This window comes from Nocardia mexicana NBRC 108244 (assembly GCF_001613165.1).
Classification (GTDB): domain Bacteria; phylum Actinomycetota; class Actinomycetes; order Mycobacteriales; family Mycobacteriaceae; genus Nocardia; species Nocardia mexicana.
Genome location: NZ_BDBV01000038.1, coordinates 21,388 through 46,529 on the forward strand (window position 1 = coordinate 21,388; position 25,142 = coordinate 46,529).

At 68.1% G+C, this 25,142-nt stretch carries 20 protein-coding genes; 7 read left to right on the forward strand and 13 right to left on the reverse strand.

Annotated features, from left to right (window positions below; genetic code table 11):
- The first annotated feature begins 151 nt into the window (after window positions 1–151).
- Window positions 152–1,681 (forward strand): glycosyltransferase family 39 protein, encoded by a 1,530-nt coding sequence (locus tag NM1_RS15795; protein WP_246011305.1) that lies wholly within the window; start codon window positions 152–154, stop codon window positions 1,679–1,681.
- 275 nt (window positions 1,682–1,956) lie between these two features.
- Here the strand turns inward: NM1_RS15795 and NM1_RS15800 are convergent, their stop codons facing one another.
- The 8 genes from NM1_RS15800 to NM1_RS15835 form a co-directional block, all read right to left on the reverse strand.
- Window positions 1,957–3,522 (reverse strand): FAD-dependent monooxygenase, encoded by a 1,566-nt coding sequence (locus tag NM1_RS15800; RefSeq protein WP_068020187.1) that lies wholly within the window; start codon window positions 3,520–3,522, stop codon window positions 1,957–1,959.
- 47 nt (window positions 3,523–3,569) lie between these two features.
- On the reverse strand, window positions 3,570–4,184 hold the full coding sequence (locus NM1_RS15805) for a TetR/AcrR family transcriptional regulator (RefSeq protein ID WP_068020189.1): 615 nt from the start codon (window positions 4,182–4,184) through the stop codon (window positions 3,570–3,572).
- A 174-nt stretch (window positions 4,185–4,358) separates the two neighbouring features.
- Window positions 4,359–5,729: a condensation domain-containing protein gene (locus NM1_RS15810; RefSeq protein ID WP_068020192.1), complete on the reverse strand. Its 1,371-nt coding sequence runs from the start codon at window positions 5,727–5,729 to the stop codon at window positions 4,359–4,361.
- Window positions 5,729–7,183 (reverse strand): condensation domain-containing protein, encoded by a 1,455-nt coding sequence (locus NM1_RS15815; RefSeq protein ID WP_068020194.1) that lies wholly within the window; start codon window positions 7,181–7,183, stop codon window positions 5,729–5,731. Before NM1_RS15815 ends, NM1_RS15810 begins: the two co-directional genes overlap by 1 nt.
- The gene (locus NM1_RS15820) at window positions 7,174–8,664 is read right to left on the reverse strand and encodes a condensation domain-containing protein (RefSeq protein WP_068020195.1); all 1,491 of its coding nucleotides are present in this window, start codon (window positions 8,662–8,664) and stop codon (window positions 7,174–7,176) included. The genes NM1_RS15815 and NM1_RS15820 overlap by 10 nt, the downstream gene beginning before the upstream one ends.
- A gap of 369 nt (window positions 8,665–9,033) precedes the next feature.
- On the reverse strand, window positions 9,034–11,094 hold the full coding sequence (locus tag NM1_RS15825; RefSeq protein WP_169814275.1) for a CocE/NonD family hydrolase: 2,061 nt from the start codon (window positions 11,092–11,094) through the stop codon (window positions 9,034–9,036).
- A 248-nt stretch (window positions 11,095–11,342) separates the two neighbouring features.
- Entirely contained in the window at window positions 11,343–12,530 is a 1,188-nt protein-coding gene (locus NM1_RS15830; protein WP_068020200.1) for a PucR family transcriptional regulator, read from the reverse strand.
- 18 nt (window positions 12,531–12,548) lie between these two features.
- Complete coding sequence (locus NM1_RS15835) at window positions 12,549–14,339, reverse strand: AMP-dependent synthetase/ligase (protein WP_068020202.1); 1,791 nt, start codon at window positions 14,337–14,339, stop codon at window positions 12,549–12,551.
- A gap of 580 nt (window positions 14,340–14,919) precedes the next feature.
- On the opposite strand from NM1_RS15835, the gene glnA reads away from it, so the two are divergent.
- Window positions 14,920–16,356: a type I glutamate--ammonia ligase gene (glnA, locus tag NM1_RS15840; RefSeq protein ID WP_068020207.1), complete on the forward strand. Its 1,437-nt coding sequence runs from the start codon at window positions 14,920–14,922 to the stop codon at window positions 16,354–16,356.
- A 3-nt stretch (window positions 16,357–16,359) separates the two neighbouring features.
- Here the strand turns inward: glnA and NM1_RS15845 are convergent, their stop codons facing one another.
- Complete coding sequence (locus tag NM1_RS15845) at window positions 16,360–16,698, reverse strand: hypothetical protein (protein WP_068020271.1); 339 nt, start codon at window positions 16,696–16,698, stop codon at window positions 16,360–16,362.
- A 176-nt stretch (window positions 16,699–16,874) separates the two neighbouring features.
- On the opposite strand from NM1_RS15845, the gene NM1_RS15850 reads away from it, so the two are divergent.
- Window positions 16,875–18,101, forward strand: coding sequence for an NsdA family TPR-like regulatory protein (locus tag NM1_RS15850; protein WP_084519680.1), 1,227 nt, complete (start codon window positions 16,875–16,877; stop codon window positions 18,099–18,101).
- Here the strand turns inward: NM1_RS15850 and NM1_RS15855 are convergent.
- On the reverse strand, window positions 18,090–18,791 hold the full coding sequence (locus NM1_RS15855) for a hypothetical protein (RefSeq protein ID WP_068020208.1): 702 nt from the start codon (window positions 18,789–18,791) through the stop codon (window positions 18,090–18,092). The two genes, NM1_RS15850 and NM1_RS15855, sit on opposite strands and share 12 nt — an antisense overlap.
- Window positions 18,784–19,737 carry a glycosyltransferase family 2 protein gene (locus NM1_RS15860; protein WP_068020209.1) on the reverse strand — a complete coding sequence of 318 codons (954 nt, stop codon included), beginning with the start codon at window positions 19,735–19,737 and terminating at the stop codon, window positions 18,784–18,786. Before NM1_RS15860 ends, NM1_RS15855 begins: the two co-directional genes overlap by 8 nt.
- Window positions 19,738–19,818: 81 nt before the next feature.
- On the opposite strand from NM1_RS15860, the gene ribH reads away from it, so the two are divergent.
- Complete coding sequence (ribH, locus tag NM1_RS15865; protein ID WP_068020210.1) at window positions 19,819–20,286, forward strand: 6,7-dimethyl-8-ribityllumazine synthase; 468 nt, start codon at window positions 19,819–19,821, stop codon at window positions 20,284–20,286.
- A 33-nt stretch (window positions 20,287–20,319) separates the two neighbouring features.
- On the opposite strand, the gene NM1_RS15870 is transcribed toward ribH, so the two are convergent.
- Together NM1_RS15870 and NM1_RS15875 are read right to left on the reverse strand one after the other, a co-directional pair.
- A complete protein-coding gene (locus NM1_RS15870) occupies window positions 20,320–22,131 on the reverse strand; it encodes a type IV secretory system conjugative DNA transfer family protein (RefSeq protein ID WP_246011311.1) in 1,812 nt (603 codons plus the stop codon).
- Between the two features lie 65 nt (window positions 22,132–22,196).
- A complete protein-coding gene (locus tag NM1_RS15875; protein ID WP_068020214.1) occupies window positions 22,197–23,660 on the reverse strand; it encodes a hypothetical protein in 1,464 nt (487 codons plus the stop codon).
- Between the two features lie 190 nt (window positions 23,661–23,850).
- On the opposite strand from NM1_RS15875, the gene NM1_RS15880 reads away from it, so the two are divergent.
- From NM1_RS15880 to NM1_RS15890, 3 genes are all read left to right on the forward strand, one after another.
- Window positions 23,851–24,261: a nitroreductase family deazaflavin-dependent oxidoreductase gene (locus tag NM1_RS15880; protein WP_068020216.1), complete on the forward strand. Its 411-nt coding sequence runs from the start codon at window positions 23,851–23,853 to the stop codon at window positions 24,259–24,261.
- Between the two features lie 29 nt (window positions 24,262–24,290).
- The gene (locus NM1_RS15885; RefSeq protein ID WP_068020219.1) at window positions 24,291–24,659 is read left to right on the forward strand and encodes an arsenate reductase family protein; all 369 of its coding nucleotides are present in this window, start codon (window positions 24,291–24,293) and stop codon (window positions 24,657–24,659) included.
- A gap of 112 nt (window positions 24,660–24,771) precedes the next feature.
- Window positions 24,772–25,131 (forward strand): nuclear transport factor 2 family protein, encoded by a 360-nt coding sequence (locus NM1_RS15890; RefSeq protein ID WP_068020221.1) that lies wholly within the window; start codon window positions 24,772–24,774, stop codon window positions 25,129–25,131.
- Window positions 25,132–25,142: the final 11 nt, after the last annotated feature.

A 25,142-nucleotide genomic window follows, 5' to 3' on the forward strand; every position in this document is an offset into this window, starting at 1 on the left:
TCCGGGCGCCCTGGCGCCCGGACAGCGGGTTACCGCAGGACCGATACCAGGTCCGGCCATAGTGGCGGCGACTCGCCTGGCGGGTGGACGTCAGGGGGCCGGGGGACCGATAGATTCGGCGGGTCCGTTGATCCGACTCGTGGAGGCGCCGGTGACCGACCTGGTGGATCGTCCGCTCGACGCAGCGCGCGCTGAGCGGCCGCCCCTGGCCGTTCCCGCGGTGGCGGTGATTGCGGTGGTATCGGCGGCGGTGCTGGTGTTCTCGGCGTCGCGGTACGGGTACTTCGGGGACGAGCTGTATTTTCTGGCGGCAGGGCGGCGCCCGGCGTGGGGGTACGCGGATCAGGGTCCGGTGCTGCCATTGGTGGCCCGGCTGATGGACGTCCTGGCGCCGGGGTCCTATCTGGTGCTGCGGCTGCCCGCGGTGACGCTGACGGTGGCGGCAATCGTGTTGTGCGCCATGCTCGCTCGGGAGTTCGGCGGCGGGCGGGCGGCGCAGGTGCTGGCGGCCGTGGGGTACGCGTCGTCGCCGTTCCTGCTGTTGCAGGGGGCGATGCTGACCACGAACGCGGTGGACACCGCGCTGTGGGTGATCATCACGTGGCTGCTGGTGCGCTGGGTGCGGACCCGCCGCGACGTGCTGCTGCTGGCGGCGGCGCTGGTGACCGTCGTCGACTTCCAGGTGAAGTGGCTGATTCCGTTCCTCTGGGTCGCGCTGGCCGCGACCAGCCTGGTATTCGGTCCCAGGGATCTGGTGCGGCGGCCGCTGCTGTGGCTGGGCGGGGCCGTCGTGGTGGTGTCGGCGATCCCGGAGCTGCTCTGGCAGGCACGACACGACTGGCCGCAGCTGTCGATGGGCACCGAGATCGCTGGCGAACAGGACGTGCTGGGCGGGAAACTGATGTTCGTGCCGATGTCGGTCATGGTGGCCGGACTGCTCGGCGCACCGCTGCTGCTGTTCGGCCTCTGGGTGTTGCTACGCTGGAAATCGCTGCGGGACTTCCGTTTTCTCGGTGCGACGCTGCTGGTGCTGTTCCTCGTGTTCATGGTTACCGGGGGCCGGATCTACTATTCGGCGGGCATGTACGGCGTGGTGATCGCGGCCGGGGCGGTGGGTGTCGTCACGGTGCTCCGGCAGTGGCGGCCGCGCTGGCGATACGGGGCGAGCGCCGTGGTGATCGCGCTCGCGGCCTGGGCGCTGGCGGTGACCCTGAACTCCACGTCCTGGCGCCCGGCGGACGAGGTCGCGCCGCCGCGCGACGATGCCGAGGCGGCACTGGCGATCGGCGTCTACGGCCGCTTCGGCTCGCCCGAACTGGACGACGCGGTGACGGCGGCGTACGACGCGCTCCCGCCCGACCGGCGGGAGCACACCGTCATCATCACCGACACCTATTGGCAGGCAAGCGCTCTGGACCAGCTCGGCCGCGACGACCTACCGCCGATCTACAGCCCCAGCCGCGGCTTCGGCTATTTCGGCACGCCACCAGACGACGCCGACGTGCTCGCCGTCGGAGGCTACGAGGCGGTGCTGCGCACCCAGTTCGAGCACGTCGAACCCGTGGGAAAGCTCGACACCCGCCTCGGCTTCCCCGGCAACACCCAGAACGTGACGATCTGGAAATGCACGGATCAGCGCAAGCCATGGTCACAGGTATGGCCGACCTGGCTCCACCTGTAGCCCCACCACGCCACCCGCCATTCCGACATACTGTCGCCGGGATCCACCCGGTGGCGGTGCGCTGGATCCCGGCCAAAACACGCCGGGACGACGAATGCCGTCGCGGCCCTGCGGCCGCCCAGTATCCCGCGCCTCGCGGCCCCGGGGCGCCTAGTATTCGCCGCTTCACAGCCCTGCGGCTGCCTTGTATTCCCCGCCTCACGGCCCCCTGGGGCCGTGAGGCGGGGATCGGGTGGATGCCGGGACGAAGTAGCGAATATCGCGGCGGTATCGGATCAGTCGGCGGGGGCGTAGGCCCGCGCTGGGCCGAACCAGCGGGTGAGTGCCGCGTGGAGGCCATCGCAGCTGGAATCCGTTGCGGCCCACGCTACATAACCATCAGGACGGATGAGGAGGGCGGTTGCCGAGGCCTCCGCATCGGTGGCGGTGATGGTGACCACATCGACACGATCGTCCCACCCCTGCGCGGCCTCGCCGAATGTTCCGGTGAGGTCCAGCAGCACCGGCCGCGCCGTCCGCAGCAGTTCGGCGACTGGCATCCGCCGCTCATCGACGGTGACGGTGAAGTCCGGAACGAGGCGCCCCGCCAGCGGATGGTCGTCGCCGATGTCGTAGCGGACATCCGATCCCGCAAGGAGATTCGCGATGTGCGCGGTGACCTCCGGGATGTGCAGCAGCTCGCCGAACAGCTGCCGCAGCGCGGTGACCTCGGGCCCGGGGGCCATCAGGGCGGTCTGCGAGAGGCTGTGCATCATGACGCGCTCGGCCACCGGATAGCGTTCGGACTGATAGGTGTCGAGCAGTCCCGCCGGCGCCCGGCCCTGCACCTCGGCCGCCAGTTTCCAGCCGAGGTTGATCGCATCCTGCAGGCCGAGATTCAGCCCGGGACCGCCCATCGCGGAGTGCACGTGGGCCGCGTCGCCGAGCAGAAACACAGCACCCTCGCGGTAGCGTTCGGCAAGCCGGGTGTTCTGATCGGCCATGCGGCGCAGCGCATGTGGCCCCGGGCCCTGCGGTGGAGTCATGGGGACCGGAACACCGAGCACGCGCTCGACGCTGTCGTGCAGTTCCTGGAAGGTGATCGGCATGTCGTCGGGAGGCGCCTCGCCGCCGTACTCGGTCACACCGATCATCGGGCGCCCGGGTACCAGTTCCGCGAACACGAACATCCCGCGCTCGACCCTGTTGTGCCCGAACGAGAATCGACCGGCACCGGGGATCTCGATCCCGCCGTCGGCGGTCCGGAGTTCGGACGGCACGGTGGCGTGGCCGAATCGTGTGATGTGGTCGTCGGCGGTGATACCGGGGAAGCCGATGCCGCTTCGCTTGCGGACCTGGCTGGTGCCGCCGTCCGCACCGACGAGAAACCGCGAGGTCAGCTCGTAGGGCCCGTCCGGGCCGGAAACGGTGATGCGCACCGTGTCGCCTCGGGTGTGGAAGTCGGCCAGGGCGTGGCCCCAGCGGACATCCACCGCCAGCTCGGCCGCCCGCCCGGCGAGCAGCCGGGTGAGGCGCGGTTGGGGAATCCCGGTCGCATACAGCGGATTGTGCTGTAGCCCACCGAGTTCCAGCGACAAGCCGCTGAAGATATAGCGGGGGATCGGTTGTGGCCGTGCGGGAACACCGGCGAGGTCGGTGAATTGATCGGCATCGGACAGCCCCCGCATATCCAGCAGCCGGACGGCCTGTCCGACAATGCCGTTGGCCTTCGGTTCGCTACTCGGCTCCGGTAGTTGCTCGAGGACGACGGGTCGCACCCCGGCGAGTGCGAGTTCACAGGCGAGCATGAGCCCGTTCGGGCCCGCGCCGGAAATGACGACGTCGATGTGTGTTTCGGGCATGGCGAATTACGCCCCCATTCGTGTCGGTTATTCGTTTGTCGGTTGTGTCAGTGGGCCGGTTCCGGGATCCCGTCCGCCATCGCCGAAAGGGCTTGGCGCAGCACGGTTGTGATGACCACCGGGGGGTCGGAGTGGACGTAGATCTCGGATGCGGCCTGATAGGCCGCGGCGACCGCTCCGGCCATCAATCGGGGGTAGAGGTCCCGGTTTGGATCGGTGCCGCTCCGCTCGGCGATGACCGCGGCCATGTCGTGAAAGGTGGTCCCCGCCAGCACGCTTCGGATCTCGGGAGATTCGACGATCTTGCGAACCTCGGCCAGTTGCGCCCGCGTGGGCCGCGCATCGGGCACCTCGTCGGCATGGAACGGTTCCAGTACCGCCGCCGTGATCGCCGCCCACATCGGTTCCTCGGCGGGCCGGGTGCGCAGCAGTTCGATGCTGCGCCGAATCCGCTCGATCTGCCGGTAGCCCAGCGCCTCGTGTTTGTTGGCGAAGTAGTTGCTGAAGGTCCGCACCGAAACCCCGGCCCGTGCCGCAATATCCTCGCGCACAACGTTTTCCAGGCCGCGTTCGAAGGTGAGCTCCAGCGCGGCATCGCTCAGCGCCCGGCGGGTGTCGAGCTTCTTCCGATCGCGGAGCCCGAGGGTACGTTCGTCGGCCATGCACCCAGTATCACCCAAAAATGCCCACTAGGCAATATTGCCCACAAGGCACGTTTATGTCAGCCGTGGCCCCGGCTCCCCGCACTCCCTGCGCGTTCCCGCACTCCCTGCAGCACGTGTAGGGAGTGCGGGAAGAGGCGAGGGTGCGGGAAGTATGGCCCGTGTGAGGGCCTGTCAGCCGCGGGCGGAGGTTTGAACAAGATCGGTGAGGACACAGAGGAATTCATCGACCACAGCGCGCGCCACCCCCGTGTCGGGAAATCGGGTGCGCAGTGTCAGGCCGTCGTCGGTGCGGGCGAACCACAGCTGGACGTCGTCCACCGGGGCGGAGCGGCTGATCTGGGTCGCCCGCCGGGGCAGCGCGCGCCCGGTGTCGCTGCGCGAACCGCCGGGGAGATGCCGGTAGTCGGTGTAGGAGACACTGAACAATCCGTCCCTGGTGCGGCGCAGGCCGGTCGGCATCGAGTCGAACACCGTGAGGGCGGGTACCTGTGCGAGCCGCTGCCCGGTCCGGATCGCCGCGTCCGCGCCCGGCACCGTCGCCGCCGGATCTGCCTCGGCCCGGATGCGAGCCGGAGCGTTGGCCACCAGCCAGCCGAATGTGTTGTGGTTGCGCGGTTCTCGCCGGGTGTGTACCGGAAATACGAGGTCGGTGTGGCCGGGCCCGCCGAGTTTGGCCACGGTGTGCGCCACCGCCGCGAGCAGCGTGGCGAATACCGAATGTCCGTCGGCGCGCGCCTTGCGGTGCAGCGCGGCCATGCTGCTCGGTGCGAGTATCGACCGGACGTCGCCCGCGGGCGGGGCGAGGGTTCCGGCGGGCACGCCGAGATCGAGTGGGAAGTGCGGCAGATCGTTTCCGGCGGCCTGCAGGAACTCGTGCCAGTCGCGCAGCAGGGGACCGGTGGTCGCTCGGGGCGCGGCCGCTTCCCTGGTGCAGTAGCACAGGAAGCTGCCCGGCTCCGGCAATCTCCCGGCGGCCGTCGCGACCGCGGCGTGCCCGTCGTCGGAGGCGACCCGGTACAGCTCGGTCAGCTCGGTGACGGCGACGGTGATCGACCACGCATCGCAGATGGCGTGATCGAATCCGCAGATCACCGTGGAGGTTTCTGGCCTGCTGATCGCTCCGAGGAAGTACGGCGGGAAGGTGAACGGCGCGCACGCCGCATCGAGCCGTTCACCCAGCAGCTCGCGCAACTCGCTGCCCGACGACACCGGCACCGCCGGTAGCGGAGTCAGCCGAATCTCGTCGTCGGCCACCAGGTGCACGGCGGGTCCGCCGGTGCCGGTGTCCGAGAAGCAGCAGTGCAGGGCGTCGTGACGGGGCAGCCAGGCGGCGAATGCGGCCTGCAGCGCCGGTTCGTCGATCGGGCCGGGCACGTCGAAGGCGGCGGCCAGCCAGGTGGTCGGGCCGCCGGTGGACAGATGCAGGGTCTGGTTGGCGGTGGGCGGCGTCGGATCGGGCGCCGCGCCGGGCTCGGCCGACACCGCCCACTCCAGCAGGGTGCCCGGCGGCACGGCCAGCTGGTCGAGAAATGCGAGATCCATTAGGTCACCTCGGAACCCGATGCCGCAGAGGTGAATTCACCGGTGGCCGCGACCTCGCGCAGCACGGTGCGCAGCCGTTCGAGATAGTTCGTGACCGAGGCGTGCGCCCGCTCGGTATCGGGGAACATCACCGCGACATGCACCCGGTCGGCCTCCCGGTTGAACCACAGCGGAGAGGGTTGTGCGATCCGCGAGGAGGACCCGAGTCCGCGAATACCGTGCAGGCCCGGCAGCGACCGCTCCAGCATGTCGCCGGAGATCGGCCGCATATCCATGTACGACACCCAGGGCCAGTCGCGGACGGGCGGCAGTTCCCGCCCGGCGAGTTCGGCGGCGCGGGGGAGCGCGGCCAGCAGTGGTATTCCGGTCAGCGGTTTGATGTCGTTGAGCGCGGCGCGGGCGCGGGCGGCGAGCTCGGTGAACCGTGCGTCGTGGCCGACCTCGAAGGCGACGGGCAGCAGATTGATGAACCATCCCTGGGTGAACTGGAACCGCGGATCGTTGCGAGTTCCGACCACATTGAGGCCGAGATACTGTGTGCGCCCTGCCAATTCGAGTTCGGTGAGCGCGACGGCCGCGTACAGACCGGAGGCGAACGATCCACCGGCGTCCGCGCAGGCGGCGGTGAACGCGTCGCACTGGTCCCCGGTCAGCAGGTCGAATCGCAGGCCGGTGCTGTCGCCGAACTCGCCGGGCTCGAGACCCAGATCCCAGGGCGTGGGCCGGATGTGGTCGGCGTTGTCGGCGAGCAGGCGGGCGAGCCGTTCCAGCTCCGGGGGCCGCCCGGACACCAGATCCCGCTCCTGCCGGGCATATTCGGCGTATCCGGCGACGGCGGGCAGCGCGGGAGCGGCGTCTCCGAGGTACGCGGAATAGAGCTGATGCAGTTCGAAGATCGCGGCGACCAGGGAGGTGCCGTCGGAGAACGCGTGATCGACGCTGAAATAGACCGTGAATCCGTCGGTTCCGTGGTCGATGGCGCCGAGCGCGAAGGCGGGCCACGCGGTCGGGTCGGGCGCCTGGAACCGGGCGGCCAAGCGGTCGCGCAGCGCCTCGCCGGAGGCGTAGGCGCCCACGAACACCGTCTCCAGTTCGACGGTGTCCGCGTCGAGCAGGTGCCGCGTCATCGTCGTGTCGTCCACATCGAACCAGCAGCGCAGGCTGTCGTGGCGGCGCAGGAACTCGGTGAACGCCTGGCGCAGCGCGGTGCGGTCCAGCGGTGTGGCGATGCTGAAGCAGAGCGACAGCTCGGTGCGGACGCTGCGGGCGACCTCGTCGGGCTCGGCCGCGCGGCGCTTCTCCCGCCAGTACCGAATATGGAATTCCTGAATGTAGGAGGGCGGGATCGGCGCGGGCGGCGCCGCGGCCGCGGCCAGCGAAGCGGTTGCGGTGGGCACGAATTCGAGTAGTTCGCCGGGCTTGGGCAGCCAATCGGTGAGGTGGATCATCTCCATGTCGACGCTCCTTGTCCGATGCTCCGGGAGGTGGGGGTGGTGCCGAACGGGTCGTGCGATGCGATGCGCAGGCGGGCGTCGCCCCGGCGGGCGTAGTCGTCGAGCAACCGGCGCACGCGCAGCACGTGCCGGTGGACGTCGCGGGTGGCGCGAGCTGTCCCGGGGTAACGCATATTGAGCGTGACGCCGGCGGTGGTGCGCAGGAACCAGAAGAAGAACTCGTCGGCCGACCGGGTGCGGCTACGCAACCACCGGGTGTCGGTGCCGGGCCAGTCGTCGGCGCCGATCATGGCGCGAATATCCATGTAGGACACCATGAGCGAGATGCGCGGGCGGATGTCGAGGAGTTCGCTCACCCGTGCGAAGGGCACGGTCGCGGCATCGCGCACGCGGCGCAGTTCGTCTCCCGACGGCGCGATGAGGTCGGCGAGACCCCGTGCGTCACAGTCGATTCGGTACGGCGCCAACCCCACGAACCAGCCCAGGCTACCCGCCCAGCGCGGTTCGTCGCGGGTGTGCATCGGCACCACGGACCGGAATTCGGCGGCGCCGGTGGGCTCGGTACCGGCTGCGGCGAAGGCCGCGAGCAGCGCGGCGACCAGGCCGTGCCCCTGCTCCCGGGTGGCGGCGGCGGCGCGCTCGGTCGCCGCGGCGTCGAGCACCTCGATCGCCAGTGTGCGTTGCGGCGCAGCCGCATGCACGGCGTCGTCGGGCAGTACCGGTGTCACCGGCCGGGCGGCGGCATCGGCCAGTACGCCGGGACGCGGGCGCTCGCCGGCAGTGCCGGACAGGAATTCACGCCAGCGGGCCACGGCCGGGTGGTCGGTGCCGGTGGCGTCGGCGCGCTGCCGCTCCTTACCGCAGAAGTCCACGTAGCTGGCGGTTTCGGGGAGTTCCGCTCGGCCGCCGGAGCGCGCCGCGGCATAGAGGGCGCGCAGCTCGCCGCCGATCGAGGTGGTCGAATACCCGTCCATCACCGCGTGATCCGCGGCCACGATCGCGGTGAACGAATCGCGCCCGTCGATGGTCACGCACAGGTGCGCGGGCCAGTCCAGCGGTGAGGTGCGGTCGTCGAGCAACTGCTGCACGAGCCGGTAGGTGGACATCGCGGTGGCGGGCTGCGCGGCCTCGACCGGACGCACCCGGACCGCGCCGGGGCCCAGGGTGTAGCGGGCGGTGCGGCCGCCCTCCACGGCGACGTGGCTGCGCAGCACCTCGTGGCGGTCGACCCACGCCTCCAGCGCGGTCTGCCAGGCCGGGCCGTCGAGCGGTCCGTCGATGCGCAGGACGTGGCCGAGCCAGCTGTGCTCCCGGGTGCGGACCCGGCTGTGCTCGAGGGCGTTTCGCAGGTGATATTCGTGGTTGTAGGAGACGGCGCGAGAGTCGCGCGGCCAGTCGGCCCAGTGTGTCCGGGCGGTGGGCAGCCATTCGGTCACCCGCCCGGCCCGCACGGGGTAGTCGGCCAGTTCGATGAACTCCATTAACATCCCTCATCCGATGTGTTCAGAAAATGTCGAACGGACGGTGATTTCCCGGTTCGGCACGGGAAATATGGGCGCACGTGTCGGGGCGTGCGCGGATTGTCGGAATTTACCGGTGACCTCGTCGTTCGCCGGAATGCGGATGACTCTAGGACATTCGACCAGTGGATGTGACGGTGAGTTCGATCACCGTAATCGGCCGTGCCGCAAAAGAAAGAGAGCTACCGACCAGTTAATTTCGGACGGTAGCTCTTCTGCCTTACCTTATGACGTGTCATGTAGTCCGATTGTGTATTCGGTTGTCAGATCGGGGGCTGAATCCGACAACCGGAATTCACCTCGGCTTCGCGCGATTTTTACGGTCGCCGATCAGCGCCCGAACGAGCGCGCGGGCGCCAGCGGCACCACCAGCTCCGACGGCCGCGCCGCATCCCGGTGGATCTGCTGCGAGGAACCGAGCAGGCGCGGCAGGTCGGTGGGGATCGGGATGGTCGACGGGAAGGTGCCGCTGGTGATCCGCAGCCGCAGGGCGTGCCCGGGTTCCAGGCGGTAGAACGTCGGCCGCAGCTTGATCTCCAGCGGCACCGTCTCGCCGGGGGTGAGCAGTCGCTCGTTGTCCTTGCGCACCGCGTGTTCGGGCGCGTAGACCGTGCCGTCGGCCGTCCGCCAGGTCTGCGCCTCGTCGAGGGTGCGCTGGCTGGCCAGCTGCGACCCGCCGGTGATGTTGACCGAGCTGCCGTCGGGGGCGACGTCGTCGAGCCACACCTGCAGGGCGGCGTCGGTGCTGGTCGAGGACGCGTGCACCGTGACGCTGGCGGGTCCTGCCAGGACCGTCGGCTCGGTGACGGGATCCATGGTGTACTTCGGTCCGGCGGTCGGCGGCAGCACCCGCTCGGTGCACGGGTTGTACGCGTTGAACACCCGGAACAAGAAGTCCAGCAGGCCGCCGGTGTACTGCGCGAGGGTCTGCCTGTTGCAGATGTTGTCGATTCCGGTGTAGTCCAGGCGATCCGACGCCTCGGCCACGGTCGGCGGCTGCGCGACCAGGCGATCGCCGTCGAGGTATCGGCGCTGAATTGTGCTCTGCTCGAACGGATATCGCGCTGTATCCGCCGCGACATTGTTCGGATCGATGACATGCAGTGGAGTATCGGTGTTGTCGACGCCGTTGGGAATGTCCTTGAGCCAGCGGTCGAACCAGGCCAGCACGATCTTGTCGGTATCCAGCCGCGATCCCGGCCCGAAGCCGAGGCCCACGTGGTACCAGGGGCCCATCAGTAGCTGAAAACGCCCGTCCGCCTGCTGATCCGGTGCCATCGGTGCGAACTGGTCGCGGCCGGCGGCGAGGTTCTGCAGCTGGGAGTAGTTGCGCCACGGGCCTTCCTGATAGAGATCCCAGAGCCCGCCCACCTGGTACATGGCGATCCCGTTGTCGGTCAGCTTGTGCAGGTCGGTCTCGAAGCGGCGGTCGGTCCAGTACTGCTCCTCGTAGGCGGTGGGCCCGCCGGTGTAGGCGTCGAGCAGCATCCGGACCGTGCTGTCGGATCCGGCGATGGCCTGCAGGTGGTCGACCAGGGACTTCAGGAACAGCTGCGGGGTGATCGGCGCGGACAGGAACGGGCCGATGAGGCTCATGTACGGCACCATCAGCGCGATGACCGTCAGCAGCAGCGGGCTCATCATGCCGTCGTGGCCGAGCACCTCGTTGAAGATGTTGTTGGGCATGGCCATCGGCACGATCGCCTTCAACGGCGAACCGGGGCCGACGGTTTCGGCCGTGCGCAAGGCGTTGAGCGCCGGGAACGAGTAGCCGTACATGCCCACCTTGCCGCTGGACCCCGGCAGTCTCGCTGCCCAGTCGACCAGTTGCGCGCCGTCGGCGCCGTCCTGCGCCGACGCCGGATTCCACGCGCCGGTGGAGGCGCCGGTGCCGCGGACGTCGGCGACGACCTCGATATAGCCGTGCCGCACCAGCATGTCCTGCGCGCTGGTGGCCTGGTTGATGATGCGGCGGGCGTCCTTCAGCTGATCGGGCAGCGGGATGTGCAGTTCGTCGATGACGCTGGTGACGGCGGCGGTCAGCGCGCTCGACACGGCACCGTAGGTGGTGAAGTTCAACACGACCGGGAACTCACCCGCCGCGCGCTGCCCGGTGGCGGGATCGGTGGGGTAGCGCACCTCGGCCTGGATCTGAGTGCCGTCGGCGAGCGGAACCACCTGTCCCAGTTGATATCCCACGCCGTACGGGGCGGGTGTGGGCTGGTAGTCGGCGGGCAGGCCGAAATTCGCGGGGGCGTCGGGCACCGGTCCCGCGGCGGGGACCGCACCGGCCGTCGGCGCGCACTGCACGGTGAGCGCGACCGCGGTGACTCCCGCGGCGGCGAAGGTGACGATGCGGCCGCGCCGGTGCGGCCGGGTCGAACTTCTCAACGAATCCACCTCTACTGAAATCCCTCTGGCCGCGCGCGACCGCGCGTGACCTCTTCGTCGGTTTCAGCACACCGCACAGAGATATGTGTCGGGTACCGGCAATAGCCAAGACCGGGGCGGAACGGGTTGTGCATCCGAACAAGATCGCCGAGGTTGTGGGGCCTAAGCGGGCGCATCTCTGGACGTCTCGCAATGCGCCGCGCGTCGGCCTCCTCGCGCCGCCCCTCGATGGCGCCGTGATCTCCGAATTATGGTGCGAACGAAGCGGATTCGAGCTTGCGCGCGATCCGCGCCGCGGACAGCGTCATGGCGTCGGTCGGCCGGTGCGGGTCGAGGCCGGTCAGCTCATGGACGCGGGCGAGCCGGTAGGTGACGGTATTGCGGTGGATGTTGAGCTGGCGGGCCGTGGCGAGCTGGTTGAAACCGCTGTCGACGAAGACCTCCAGGGTCTCGGCCAGCAGTGGCTGCGGATCCAGCGGGGCCAGGACAGTGGCCAGGCCGGGCCGGGCCGCACCACTGGCCGCGACCGTGTACTCGAACTGCAGGTCCCGGCGGTCACAGACCAGCTCCGAGCGGTTCAGGCAGCGGCCCAGTTCGGCCAGGGTCCGGGCCTCGGCGAATACGGCCGGGATATCGGCGCGGGATCGGGCCGAGCCGACACCCACCCAGAACGGCGGCGCGGACTGGCCGGTGCGGGCGGGCAGCCGCCCGGACAGGCTGGCGACCGTCGCGGTGCCGTCGTCACCCGGCTGCAGCGGCACCAGCGCCGTCCAGCCGCCGCTGTCCAGGCGCAGGAACACGCCCGGAATCGACTCGATGCAGTGCCGCAGTTCGCTGGTGTCGCCGCCCGTGCGGCCACCCGCGCCCGGCCCGAGGCGGAACACCGCGACGAGAAATGCCTCCGGTACGGCGATGGCGGGCTCGTCCGCCCACTCCACCGGATCGCGGCCGGTGAGCAGGGCGTCGGCGATGCCGCGGCGGCGCTCCAGCAGTTCCCAGCGCGGATCGTGGGCGCGGCGCACACAGGCCGTGGCGATGCGTTCCACGACCAGCGTGACGTACTGCAGCAGCGGCAGCGCGGCATCGGCGAGCAGTTCGCGTTCGCGCGCGCTGGCGGCCGCGCGCAATCGGTCGAAGATGAACTCGGCGCCTTGGCGATAGCGGCCCAGCACCTCCTCGAGGGGTTCGCCGTCGCGCACCCGGTCCAGCGCGAGCTCGACCAGCTCGCGAGTGTCCTCGGGCCCCGGCATGTTCCCGTGGCGCAGCAGGTCGAAGAACAGTTCGATATTCAGCTTCGCGCCGCGCTCCCAGCCGGGCATCACCAGCGAGCGCGGGATGCTCCGATACGGCGGAATCGAATCGGAATAGTCCCGCATGAGCGCGCCGGCGCGCAGATACAGGGCCTCGAGGGCACGGTCCCGGGTCGGCGTCTCCACTGCTTCCTCCGTCCCGCCTCAGCCGGCGTACAGGGATTCGATGGTATCGGCATAGGCCGCGGCGATCGGTTTGCGCCGCAGCTTGCCGGTGGCGGTGAGGCAGTCGGTGCCCGGCTGCCAGACCTCGGGGAGCAGCGCGAACTTCTTCACCTGCTCCACTCGTGAGAGCTTCGCATTGGCGGCCGCGATGCCCCCCTCGACCGCGGCGCGTACCCGCGGATCCCGCGCGAGGGCGGCGATGCTGTGATCGGGTAGCCCGTGCCGCTGTGCGAACGCGGTCGCGAGATCGGGATCCAGGCAGATCAGCGCGGTGTTGAACGGGCGGTTGTCGCCGATCACGGCCACGATGCCCGCGAGCGGGGTGCTCTCGGTGACCGTGTTCTCGATATTGGTCGGCGACATGTTCTTGCCCGCCGCGTTGATGATCAGTTCCTTCTTGCGGTCGACGATCTTCAGATAGCCCTCGGCATCGAGTTCGCCGATATCGCCGGTGTGCAGCCAGCCGTCGGAATCGACTGTCTCCGAGGTCTTCTCGGGATCACCGCGGTAACCGCGCATCACCATCGCGCCGCGGATGAGCACCTCGCCGTCGGGGGCGATGGAGATCTCGGCACCCGGCAGGGGAGTGCCGACGGTGCCGATCTTGACGCGCTCGGGACGCGTCACGGTGGCTCCGGCGGTGCATTCGGTCATGCCGTACCCCTCGCACAACGGCAGGCCGATCCCCAGGAAGAACTCGTGGGTGTCGCGGGGAATCGGTGCGGCCCCCGTCACCGCGATCCGCACCCGGTCCATGCCGAGCTTGGCCCGGATGGTGGACAGCACCAGGCGGTCGGCGAGCCGGAACTGCGCGGTGGCGAGCGGTCCCGGGGTCCGGCCGTCGGAGATCGCGCGCGCCCGGGCGCGGCCGGCGCCGATCGCCCAGGCGGCCAGCGCGCGGCGCACCGGATTCTCGGTGGCCAGCCGATCCTCCAGCGCCGCTTTGACTTTCACCCAGATGCGCGGCACGCCGAGAAAGACCGTCGGGTGCACCTCCGTCAGCGCCTCGGCGACCTGCTTCAGATCGGGCACCGTGGTGATCTGACCACCCTCGAGGAGGTTGAGGTAGTGCGCGAACCACCGGTTCGCGGCATGCGCGTCGGGGAGGTAGGACACCACCCGGTCGTCGATGCTGCCGCCGCCGAATTCGTCGACGATGCGGGCGTTTTCGATGAAGTTGGTGTGGGTGAGCTCCACGCCCTTGGGGCGGCCGGTGGTGCCGGAGGTGTACACGATGGTCAGGAGGTCTTCGGGATCGACTGCGCGCCAGGCGGAATCGAAGTCGAAATCGGGTGTCTCGGCGGACTCGAGGTCGGCGAGCGAGAAAGTGCCGGACGGGGCGCCGTCCACGCAGACCACATGTTCGACTCGGTGGCCCTGTTCGGCGGCCCGCGCCACCGCGTCGAGGATCTGCGGGACGAACTGCTGTTCGCAGATCACCACGGTATTGCCCGCGTTGCCGAACTGGTAGGCGAGCAGCTCCGCCGGATTGGTGTTGTAGACCGAGAAAGGCGTTGCGCCCGTGTGTAATACGGCGGTGTCGCAGAGGTGGAACTCGGGGCGGTTGGTGAGCATCAAGGCCACGGTGCCGCCCTGCCCGACGCCCAGGCCGGCGAGCCCGGTGGCGAGGGCGCGGACGCGGGAACCGTACTCGCGCCACGTGATTCGCGTGTCGTCACCGAGGGTCCGCAGCGCGACGGCGTCGGGATGGCGGGCGACATTGTTCTGGAATGCCTCGCACAGGGTGCGGGGCCGGGCTGCTGAACTCACAACCTACCTCTGGCTCACGGGTGGTCCGCGGTCACGGTGGTGGCCGCGGTGTGGTGTCCAGCACACCGCAGTGCGGCGGTCGTCGGTACCGGCAATAACGCAGAGCGAGCCCGGCTGGTTTGTGCACCGTGCACTACCGACGAGCGGCGGCCGGTCGCGTGAGCAGTGATGACGCGGTTCAACAAGGGCTCCGATCTGGCGAAACGGCGGAACTGGTCAGTAATGTTATCGGATTGTCGTCCGTTCGTCCGGAATTGCCGCAGATTGGAACCCTACTGTCCCGGACAGCTCGGGGTCGAGTGCTGTGTGCCCGGCGCTCCAGTCGAGTCGGGGTGTCCCTTGCCGTGCTTGCCGCACATTCCGCAGCTCGAGGCGGGTAGGTGCGCCGCGACCGTTCCGCCCGATCGCGGTGATCTTGAATGATCTTGGTACACAATGCGATTCGTACTCCGTAGACGATCGAGAAGTCGTATGGTGGACCACGACGAGGAGACTGCCGGACCCCGACCGGGGCGCAGCCGACCGGGACCAGGCCGCCTCGCGGAAAGTGCGCGTACCGCGAGTTCACGAGGAGTTACCGGTGATCAGCCCCACCACCGACGGAGTATCCGACTACATCCACGCCGAGAACGTCGAATACGTCGACGTGCGTTTCTGCGATGTGCCCGGCGTGCAGCAGCATTTCTCCATCCCCGCCAAGATGTTCGGCGCCGATCTTGTCGACAACGGCATCGCGTTCGACGGCTCGTCGGTGCGCGGCTTCCAGCAGATTCACGAATCGGACATGCTGCTGCTGCCGGACCTGCGGACGTGCCGGTTGGATCCGTTCCGGGCGGCCAAGACGCTGAACGTGAACTGTTTCGTGCACGACCCGCACACCCGCGAGGCCTACAGCCGCGATCCGCGCAATGTCGCGCGGAAGGCCGAGGAGTATCTGCGCAGCACGGGCCTCGCCGATACGGCCTATTTCGGACCGGAGGCGGAGTTCTACATCTTCGACGCGGTGCGCTACAAGACGACGATGAACGGCGCCTTCTACGAGGTGGATTCGAAGTCGGCGGACTGGAATACCGGCGAGAAATACAATCCGGACGGCACGGTGAACCGGGGCTACAAGATCCGGGCGAAGGGCGGCTACTTCCCGGTGGCTCCCTACGATCACGACGTCGATCTGCGCGATGTGATGTGCACGAACCTGCAGCGTGCGGGCCTGGAACTGGAGAAGGGGCACCACGAGGTCGGCACCGCGGGGCAGGCCGAGATCAACTACCGGTTCAATACGCTGCTGGCCGCCGCGGACGATCTGCAGCTGTACAAGTACATCGTGAAGAACACCGCCTGGGAGCACGACAAGACGGTGACCTTCATGCCGAAACCACTGTTCGGGGACAATGGTTCGGGCATGCATGTGCACCAGTCGCTGTGGAAGGACGGGTCGCCGCTGTTCTACGACGAGGCGGGCTATGCCGGATTGTCGGATCTCGCCCGGCACTACATCGGCGGGCTGCTGCATCACGCACCGTCGCTGCTGGCGTTCACGAATCCGACCGTGAATTCCTACAAGCGCCTGGTGCCGGGTTTCGAGGCGCCGGTGAATCTCGTGTACAGCCAGCGCAATCGCTCTGCGGCGGTGCGCATTCCGGTGACGGGAACGAGCGCCCCGGCCAAGCGCCTGGAATTCCGCTGCCCCGATTCGTCCGGCAACCCGTACCTGTCCTTCGCGGCGATGATGATGGCGGGCCTGGACGGCATCACGAACAAGATCGAGCCCGCCATCCCGATCGACAAAGACCTCTACGAACTCACCCCGGAGGAATCCGCCGAGGTAATCCAGACACCTCCCAGCCTGGACGCGGTAATCGACCGCCTCGAGGCCGACCACGACTACCTCACCCAGGGCAGCGTCTTCACCGACGACCTCATCGAAACCTGGATCCGCCTCAAGCGAGAGGCCGAAATCGGCGAAATCAACGTCCGCCCCCACCCCTTCGAATTCGACCTCTACTTCGACGTGTAGATTTCACACACCGTTCAACTCCGGCAGCTCACCGTTGCCCCACCGGGCATAGGTGGCCTCCGGCGACACGGTGATCACGTCTGCGATGGCGACGAGGTCCGCCGGAATTCGGCCGTCGAAATGGGCGGCGCTGGGTACGAATACGGCGTCGACTTCCAATCGGGTTGCGACGATGCCCAGCCGGTACACCGGGTGCACAGTGTGCGTGTCGAAGGTGATGGTCTTCCGCAGGTTGTAGCCCAAACGCTGTGCCAGGGAACGCATCTGGATCTCATCCCATCGCTGGTGAATCCCGGAGATGTCCTTGCGCAGATAGCCGATAGCGTCCGGCGCGGCATTCATGTCGTGCGCTCCTTCTGTCGGATCAATGGTGGTGAGCACCCGCTGCCGGGAACGCCGGGCTGCGGGATCGACCTGGCGGCGGGGCCGTTTCGAGCATTGCCCGAATCGGGTGGGAGTCGACGAGAATTCGCGTCCACAAGCGTCTACAGCTGCGGTAATGCGCATAGGCTGGACTGGTGGAACCCGATCCGGTCACCGGTGCCCGCCTGCGTGCCGCGCGCGAGGCGGCGGGGCTGAGCCTGTCGGCATTGTCGGCGCGAACCTATCTGAGCAAGCCGCTGCTGGGGATGTTGGAGACCGGGCAGCGCCGGATACGGCCCGAACACATTGCCGCTTACGTGTCGGCGCTCGGTCCGGGCTCGCTGGTGTTCACCGAGGCGGCGGACGGTGAGCAGGCGGCCGCGGAATGGCTTCGGCGCGTTGCCGTCTCCGATGTCGGTGGCGACACCCTCGACCGGTTGGAGATGGCGGTAGACGAACTGGCGGCGGGCTATCCGACGATCCCGCCGGACGATCTTCTGGTGCAGATTCGCGCGCATCTCGGCTATGCCGCGCGCTTGCTGGACGGCAAGAAGACCCTGACCCAGCATCGCCGGCTGTTGGTAGCGGTCGGATGGCTGTCACTGCTGGCGAGTACGTGTCATATCGACTTGGGCGAGCTACCGGCGGCGGCCGCGCGCGGGCACTTGGCGTGGGATCTCGCCGCCGAAGCGGAGCACCCCGAGATATCCGCGTGGTGCCTGGAGACGAGGGCGTGGCAGCAACTCACGGACGGCAGGTTCGTGGCGGCGGCGGAGCTGTCGCGCGCCGCTCAGGCCATCGCGCCGGAGGGCAGTTCGGCGTTCATTCAGGCGACGGCGCAGGAGGGCCGTGCATCGGCGCGACTCGGTGACAGCGAGGGCACCTACGGTGCGCTGCGCCGGGTCGCCAGACTGGTATCCGGATGGCCGATGCCGGACCGGCCCGAGCACCACTTTCACTACGACCCAGCCAAATCCGACGCCTACGTGGCCACCACCCTGGCCTGGCTCGGCGACCCGGCCGCCGAGTCCTACGCCCGGCACGTCCTCGCCGATCTGGCCGCGGCACCATCGGCCCGCCCACGCCGGATCGCCTCGGCGAACCTGGATTTGGGCCTGGCACTGGCCGCCGCCGACAAACCGGACGAGGCAGCAGACGTCGCCCTCGCGGCCGTCACGTCCGGCCGCCTGGTGCCGTCGAACTACTGGCGCATGTCCGAGGTGGTCACCCATATAGCGTCCCGCGACCAGGCCGACGCCGCCACCGTGCGCGAAGCGTTCCACGACACATACTTGAACCAGGGCAGTGTCGGTCGTGTGCAGCGATCACGGATCCGGCCGCTCACCATCGCCCGGCCGGTTCGGGGTGGCTTACAGCCCTAGCCCGTCGTTGTCGGCCAAGGCCGTGGAGATGGCGAGGACGTCTCGATCGACCGCGGTTCGGACGGCGGTGAATTCTGCGATATGGCGGGCAATCTCGGTGTCGGCGAGGACGATTCGGGCCCAGTCGGCGAGTTCCTGTTCGGGGCTACCGTGGTCGTTCAGGATCCGTGCGTGGGAGATCGGTATTCCGAACAGGACCGCCCGGACCGCCTGCACGGCTTCGCGGTGGCGTTCGTTCAACCGGGTGATCGGGATGTGCGGCGGGCGCAGCCTGCGGACGGCGCCGACCACCTGCTCGTCGACGACCGCGGTGATGTGCGCGATGCGGTTCAGGTTGCGTTCCAGGCGCACCAGTGCCGCCAACGTGGGATCAGCCAGGTCGCGCGCCCATTCCTGGATCGGCTGCCCCTCCAGCAGCAGCAGGATCCGGCGAATTCGCTCCTCGTCGATCCAGCGTCCGACTTCGGGTTGCATCCGCCCGTCGAACAGCGGGCGCAGTGGCGCCTGCAGGCGGTCCCAGGCCCGCCGGGTGTCGCGCCGGCGCTGGCCGAGATCGCGGCGGTGCTGCGCATAGGCGAGTACGACGCCGATGACCAGGCCGGTGCAGGCGCCGACTAGGAGATCGGGTACGGCCTGTGACCAATCGGGCGGAAAGGGGCCCGCTGCCGAGGCCCAGTCGGATTCACCCATCGCACGCCACCTCCCCCAGACCCTCGCGCCGGTACTCTTCGTAGAGCATGCCGAGCGCGGCGCGCAGCCAGCCGATGCCCGCCATCGTATGGTACCGGGCGGACATCGGAATCCCCTGTCCGACAACGAGACCGGACACCGACCGCAGCGTGCCGCGCTGAATCAGCAGCAATCCGACCAAGATCGCCCGCCCGCGCGAGTATCCGTCGAATCGCATGCGCAGCCGTGCGATGAGCTGGCCGTTGCGCAGTTCGCGCCGCAGCAGCCACCGCCGGGTCGAGCGCTGCAACGGCAGGCGGGTGGTCACGATCGCGTGCGGTACCCATACGCTGCTGGCGCCCGACTCCTGGAGGCGCAGAAAGAATTCCAGATCGGAACCGCCACTGAGGGAGAAGGATTCGTCGAATCGGAGATCGGGACTGTCGGCGAACCAGGATGCCAGCACGATCGTATTGTTGGTCGCCACATACTTCACGGGAGCGCCGTCGTCGCGCACCAGGGTCTGGGAATACGAGGACTGCCGCACCTCGGCATCGGCCGTGTACGGCACCAGATAGCGCACCGGGCCGGTGGCGATATCCGCGCGGTGGCGTTGCAGGCCCGACACCAGCGCGTGCAACCACCGGGAATCGGCCACCTCGTCGTCATCGATGAATGCAATGGCCCACGGCCGCAGGGCGAGTGCGACAGCCAGGGCCGTGTTGCGCGCTGCGGCAATGCCCGGTCTCGCCTCGACCGCGTAGTGAGCATCAGGGGCGAATCGCGATGTCACACCCTGCGCGGATCCGAGCGGATCGTTGTCGACGACGACCACCCGGATCGGTTGTTCGATGACCTGATCGGCCAGCGACCGCAGCAGCGCGGTCAAGCCCGCTGGTCGCCGATAGGTGGCGACGGCGACGACCACCAGCCGATCGTCCGCGACCGGTGCTGCAGCGGTGCCCACCTGTCCTCCCGGAACCCGTTGTGGATGAGACAATTTCATCATGCGGATTATCGAGCCGATGCCGGTACCGAAGGAGTTGCGGTGACTGTCACCCACGCCCGGCGTGTCGTCGTTGTCGCGAGCACCTGGCACGACGAGGCTGCGGGTGGTCTGATCCGGGGCGCCGAGGGCGCGCTGGGGCGGGCCGGTGTCGACTATTCACTGGTGCGGGTTTCGAGCACCTTTCACCTGCCCGTCGTGGTCAAGACCGCGGCGCGATCGGGTGCGGATGCCGTGGTCGCACTCGGCGTCATCGTTCGCGGGAACAGTCCGCGATTCGAATTCTTCTCGGAGGCAGTGACATCGGGTTTGATGGCGGTAGCCGTCGAGACCGGCACGCCGGTCGGATTCGGCGTGCTCATCGTCGATGACGAGGCCCAGGCGCACGACCGGGCGGGGTTTGCGGATTCGCGGGAAAGTAAGGGCTGGGAGTCGGCCGAATCCGCACTGGACGCGCTGCGCGCATGCGACGAATTGCGCGCGGCGAGTGGAGGTTCGGATGTCGTATGAGTGCCGGTCGCGTCGATTCCGCGAATAACGCACTCAGAGTGGCCGAATATCTTCCGGCTGGTCGTCTGCGCCCGGCGGGGGAGGCACCTCTGTCATTGCAGTAGGCACAGTGAGGTAGTCGCTCGGTCGATGGCGTGGGCGCGGAGCGTGGCGTTCGAGTGACCTTCGAACGTCGGCGGCGTAGGGGCCGGTCCACCACGGTTCGGTCTTGATCAGTACCGGGGCCACGCCGGGCGCGAACAGCACGGCTCGCTCGCGCGGCAGTGATCGCAGCTCGGACACGCCGAGCGTGTTGGCCGTTCCCATCGATGTCGAGTAGCTGGGACCGCTGGCGGCGAGGCCGACACCGCGCGATTCGACATCGTGGCTGCCGATGCCGTCCATCCGGTCGCGCAGGAAGGAGACATCGTCGGTACCGCCGCCGATAACCTTGATGGTGGCGGCGGACCAGAGTTCGTTCATGCCGGTCGGCCCCCAGCACCGGACGCCCTGCACCCACGACTGCAGCATGGTCATCAACCCGATGCCGTACGCGCCGTAGTAGCTACTGAGCTGTGGAAAGTCCCGCCAGGTAAGAACATTCGCGGCATCGTCGAGTACCGCCAGCAGGGGGACGGGGAGGATGAAATCCGGTGAATTCTGCGCACGGCGCACCGCGGTGTCGAGCACTGCCTCCAGGAGTGCACTCACCAGTGGCGCCGCCGCGGACCGGCCGGGTACCGACAGCGTGTACAGCGTCCAGTTGCCTTCGATGAATTCGGACTCATCGAGGCGGTACCGGGAATCGCGATCCGAGGTCAGCCACCTATGTATGCCGGGAGACTGTAGGCAGCGAACCATCCTCCTGGAAACTCCGAGAATCCGCTCCAATTGATCGAAGTCGGTGCCGTAGATCGCGCTGAGTGCCGACGCGGCCGCATGGAGTTCTCCGCCCGCGTGCATGCCGAAGCCTCCGGCGGCCACGTGCAGCGCCTCACTGGGTTCACCGCGAATCGGGTTCACCAGCCATTCCCACACCTGAGTTATGGGGCGATTGTCGACCGATGCGGCCAGAAAGAGCAGGGTGAGAAGTTCCTCGGCGATGCTCTCGGCGTAGCCGCGAGCATCGGTGTATCGATCCGCGTCCGCGAAATGTCCGGCGAGGCGGGCGGCGCGCGTCTCGCAGCCCCATCTCGGGGCATCGACCCATATCAAGGGATCCCAGTACCAAGTCGGCGACTCGCCGGCCACTCCTTCGGGGTCGAACACAAAGGTCCTACTGCCCTTTTCGTCGCGAACGCCTCGTGTCGTATCGACGACATCACGCTTGGTCGAGGTCACGACGACCGGTCCGACGGCGTCGAGGATCGCCGGGATCGCCCGGCAGGTCGACTTGCCCTGTCCGGGACCCCAAATGTCGACAGAGAGATTGTTGAACGCTCCGTACAGCCGCTGCCTCCCCGCGACGGCCGTGCCGATGGCGATGCCGGGTGGATCCTCCACCCCGAGCCGGATACCGGCCGCTGCCGCCTGCTGTCGTGCACCGTCGGCGGTGAGCGGCCGAAGCGACGTGCCGGTGCCCATGAATTTGGCGCTCGCGTCGATGACGTGTCGTCCGCGCGTGACGACGCGACGGATTACCGCCAGGACACCGAGTGCGAGCACGACGACGACAACCTGCTGAATCACTACTGTGGTGGCCGGTTGTGGCCATTTCAGTTGTCCCTGAACAAGTCCCGTGATCGCGGCGATCGGGTTGGCGGGTATCTGCTGACGGACAGCCGCTCTGGCATTCCCGATGTGCAGTGCGGCGGTCACGATGCCCAGGGCGAGACCACCGCAGAGCGCCGCTCGAACAATGAGCACGGCCTCGAGACTCAGTCTCCGCCTGACCTTCGCCATCCCACCCCTACTCGCTACCAGCAGGTAGATCAGGGTGCCAGTGAAATGCGCTTCCCAATAGGGTCTTTGGGAACTTCCGTACCGCGGGCGCGGGTATGCGGCCAGGCGGCTCCGATGAGCGTGATTGCGAAAAGTGCGATGGCGATCCAGCCGAACCAGTCGCCGAAACGAGCGTAGAGAGTTGGGGCGGATGGCTGGGGGATCGTTGCGAGGACGGTTGTGGTGCGGGAGGTGTCGGTTCGGGCCGAGGCCAGGATGTGGCCGCGGGCGTCGCTGGCTACCAGTTCGCCGAGTTGCGGGGCACGGGCTATGGCCAGGCCGGATTCGATGCCGCGAAGCACCGCCATGCGGCTGTGCAGCCAGTAGTCGTCGGTGAAGTCGAGGGCGGGGACCAGGAGCATTGTCGAGCCGAGGTTGCGGTTCGCGCGTACCAGGGCGGGGTGGTCGAGGTCGAAACAGACTGTGAGGGACCAGGGTTCGCCCGGGACCTGCCGATAGGCGGTGCCGGCCGCGAACTCGTCCTCGAGGCCGGGGATGAGGTAGTGCTTGGCGTACACCGTCCGGGACGGGAAGTCGATGGCGGCGTTGATGGTCTCGCCGGTGCGGGTGAGGACCAATCCTGCGATTACATGAATATCGCGCCGAGCTGCCACCTCGGTGAGTGGATCCGCCAGCAGTGGCAGGGTGGATTCATCTGCGCGCCAGGACTTTTCCGGAAGGACGACAACCCGCGCGCCCTGGTCTGCGAGGCGGTCGATCTCGGCGACGGCGCGGGTGACCATGTCCCGGCCTTCGGGGGTGTCGACAGGGACGAAGTCCGGTGGCTGTGCGACAGCGACCAATCCGACCCGGACCGTCTCGCGCTGCGGCTCGGTGGCGAGGCGCCAGGCGCCGAATGCGGCCACGCCGACGGCGACGACGGCCGTCGCGCTCGCGATGCGAAGTCGTTGTGCGGCAGTCACAGCCGGATGCACGAGCACTGCGATCGCCGCCGGTGCGAGCAGGATGAGGAAGGTGATGCCCCAGACTCCGGTCAGCGACGCCGACTGGATGAGTGGGCGCACATCGGCCTGCGCGTAGGCGATACTCCACCATGCCCCGGTCGAACTCGTCAGCGACACCACGAATTCGAATGCGGTCCATCCGGCGGGCAGCGCCAGGGTCGCGGCAGCGGGACGTCCGCGCGTCAGCAGGATGCCGGTCAGCGTGACGAGGCCGCCGAATACGGCTGCCGAGCCGCCCAACAGCGCGACCGTGAACGGCGCCGGCTGTTCGAGGGTGTTCGTGAGATACGTCCACATCTGCAGTTCGCCGGTCAGCCATGCGACCGTGCCGGACACGAAGGCCACGGCGGGGGAGACCCGCCCGGCGAGCAGCAAAACCGGCAGCGGTGCGAGGAACGCCAGACCGGGAACCGGGCGCAGGCCGCTGCCGAAATGCCACAGCACCGCCGACAGCGCAACCGCCGCCGCGATCACCGAAAAGCGTTTCACCCGTACAGTATTCGTCGCAACTCGAGCGCCGGTCCATAGTGCTGCGGGGTGAGCCGGGCATGCCGCCGGAGGGGGAGCGCCATCGTGCAATCACTCCGTGGGATGAGATTTCCGCAGGCCTGTCGCGGTGGCCGCGCAGAGACACTATCGTCCGCGGGGAGCCGAATCGACATCGATACCGGGAGTTGCCATGTCAGCCAAGGACCATCCCGACAACGCCCCGGGTCTGCCGATGCTGTTCCCGGCCTGGCTCGACCGGCTGCAGATGAAGTACGTGAACCCCGTGTTCAAGCGCGTCGGGCACCGCCTTCCCGCATTCGCGATCGTCGAGCATCGAGGCCGCAGGTCGGGCCGAGACTACGAGACCGTCGTGAACGCCTTCCGCAAGGGCGGGGTGCTGGCGATTCTGTTGGGGCACGGCAAGACCGACTGGGTGAAGAACGTGGTAGCCGCGGGCGAGGCGGAGGTGCGGCTCTCCGGGCGCACCGTGCGCATCACGAATCCGCGAGTACTGCCCGCCGGCACCGACGACGAGCGGCTGCCGCGGGTCGCTCGGCTGGGGGTCCGCCGCATGGGTGTGTTCATGGCCGATATCGCCTGACCGAAACACCGCTCGGTATCGTTCCGCCCATGACTTCCGAGCAGATGGAGATCTGGCACAACCCGCGGTGCACGAAGAGCCGTGCCGCGAAGGCCGCGCTGGACGAGGCGGGAATCGCGTACGCCGAGCGGCGGTATCTGGAGGATCCGCCGAATGTCGAGGAGATCCGCTCCGTGCTGGGCAAGCTCGGCCTCGAGCCCTGGGACATCACCCGAACCGGCGAGGACGAGGCGAAGGAACTCGGCATGGGCGGCTGGTCGCGCACGCCCGCCGACCGCGAGCACTGGATCGAAACGCTGGCGCACCACCCGAAGCTGATCCAGCGCCCGATCGTCGCCACGGCGGACGGCCGCGCCGTGGTCGCCCGCGACGACCAGGCCCTGAAGCCGTTCCTCTAACTCCGCCCTGATTCATTGTGCGTAATCGTGGCTGTGCCGCAGCGTAATTCGTGGCGCAACGATTACCTGACGCGTAATCGACTCCGGTATCGCGGTCGATGAAGCTGGGTGCATGAGCGAATACGACACCATTGCACAGCGGTACATCGACTCCTGGAACGAGCAGGATGCGGACAAACGCAAGGCCTTACTGGAGGAGGTCTACACGGCCGATGCCACCTACACCGACCCGCTCGCCGCGGTGGCGGGCCGCGAGGCGATCGACCAGGTGGTGGCCGGAGCCCAGCAGCAGTTCGCGGGCCTGCGGTTCACCCTCGGCGACACCGTCGACGCCCACCACGACATCGCCCGATTCACCTGGAATCTCGGCGCGCCGGACGCCGACCCGCTGGTCGTCGGCTTCGACGTGATCGTCGTCGACGACGGCCGCATCCGGCACGTCCACGGCTTCCTGGACAAGGTTCCCGGCTGATCGGAGGGAGG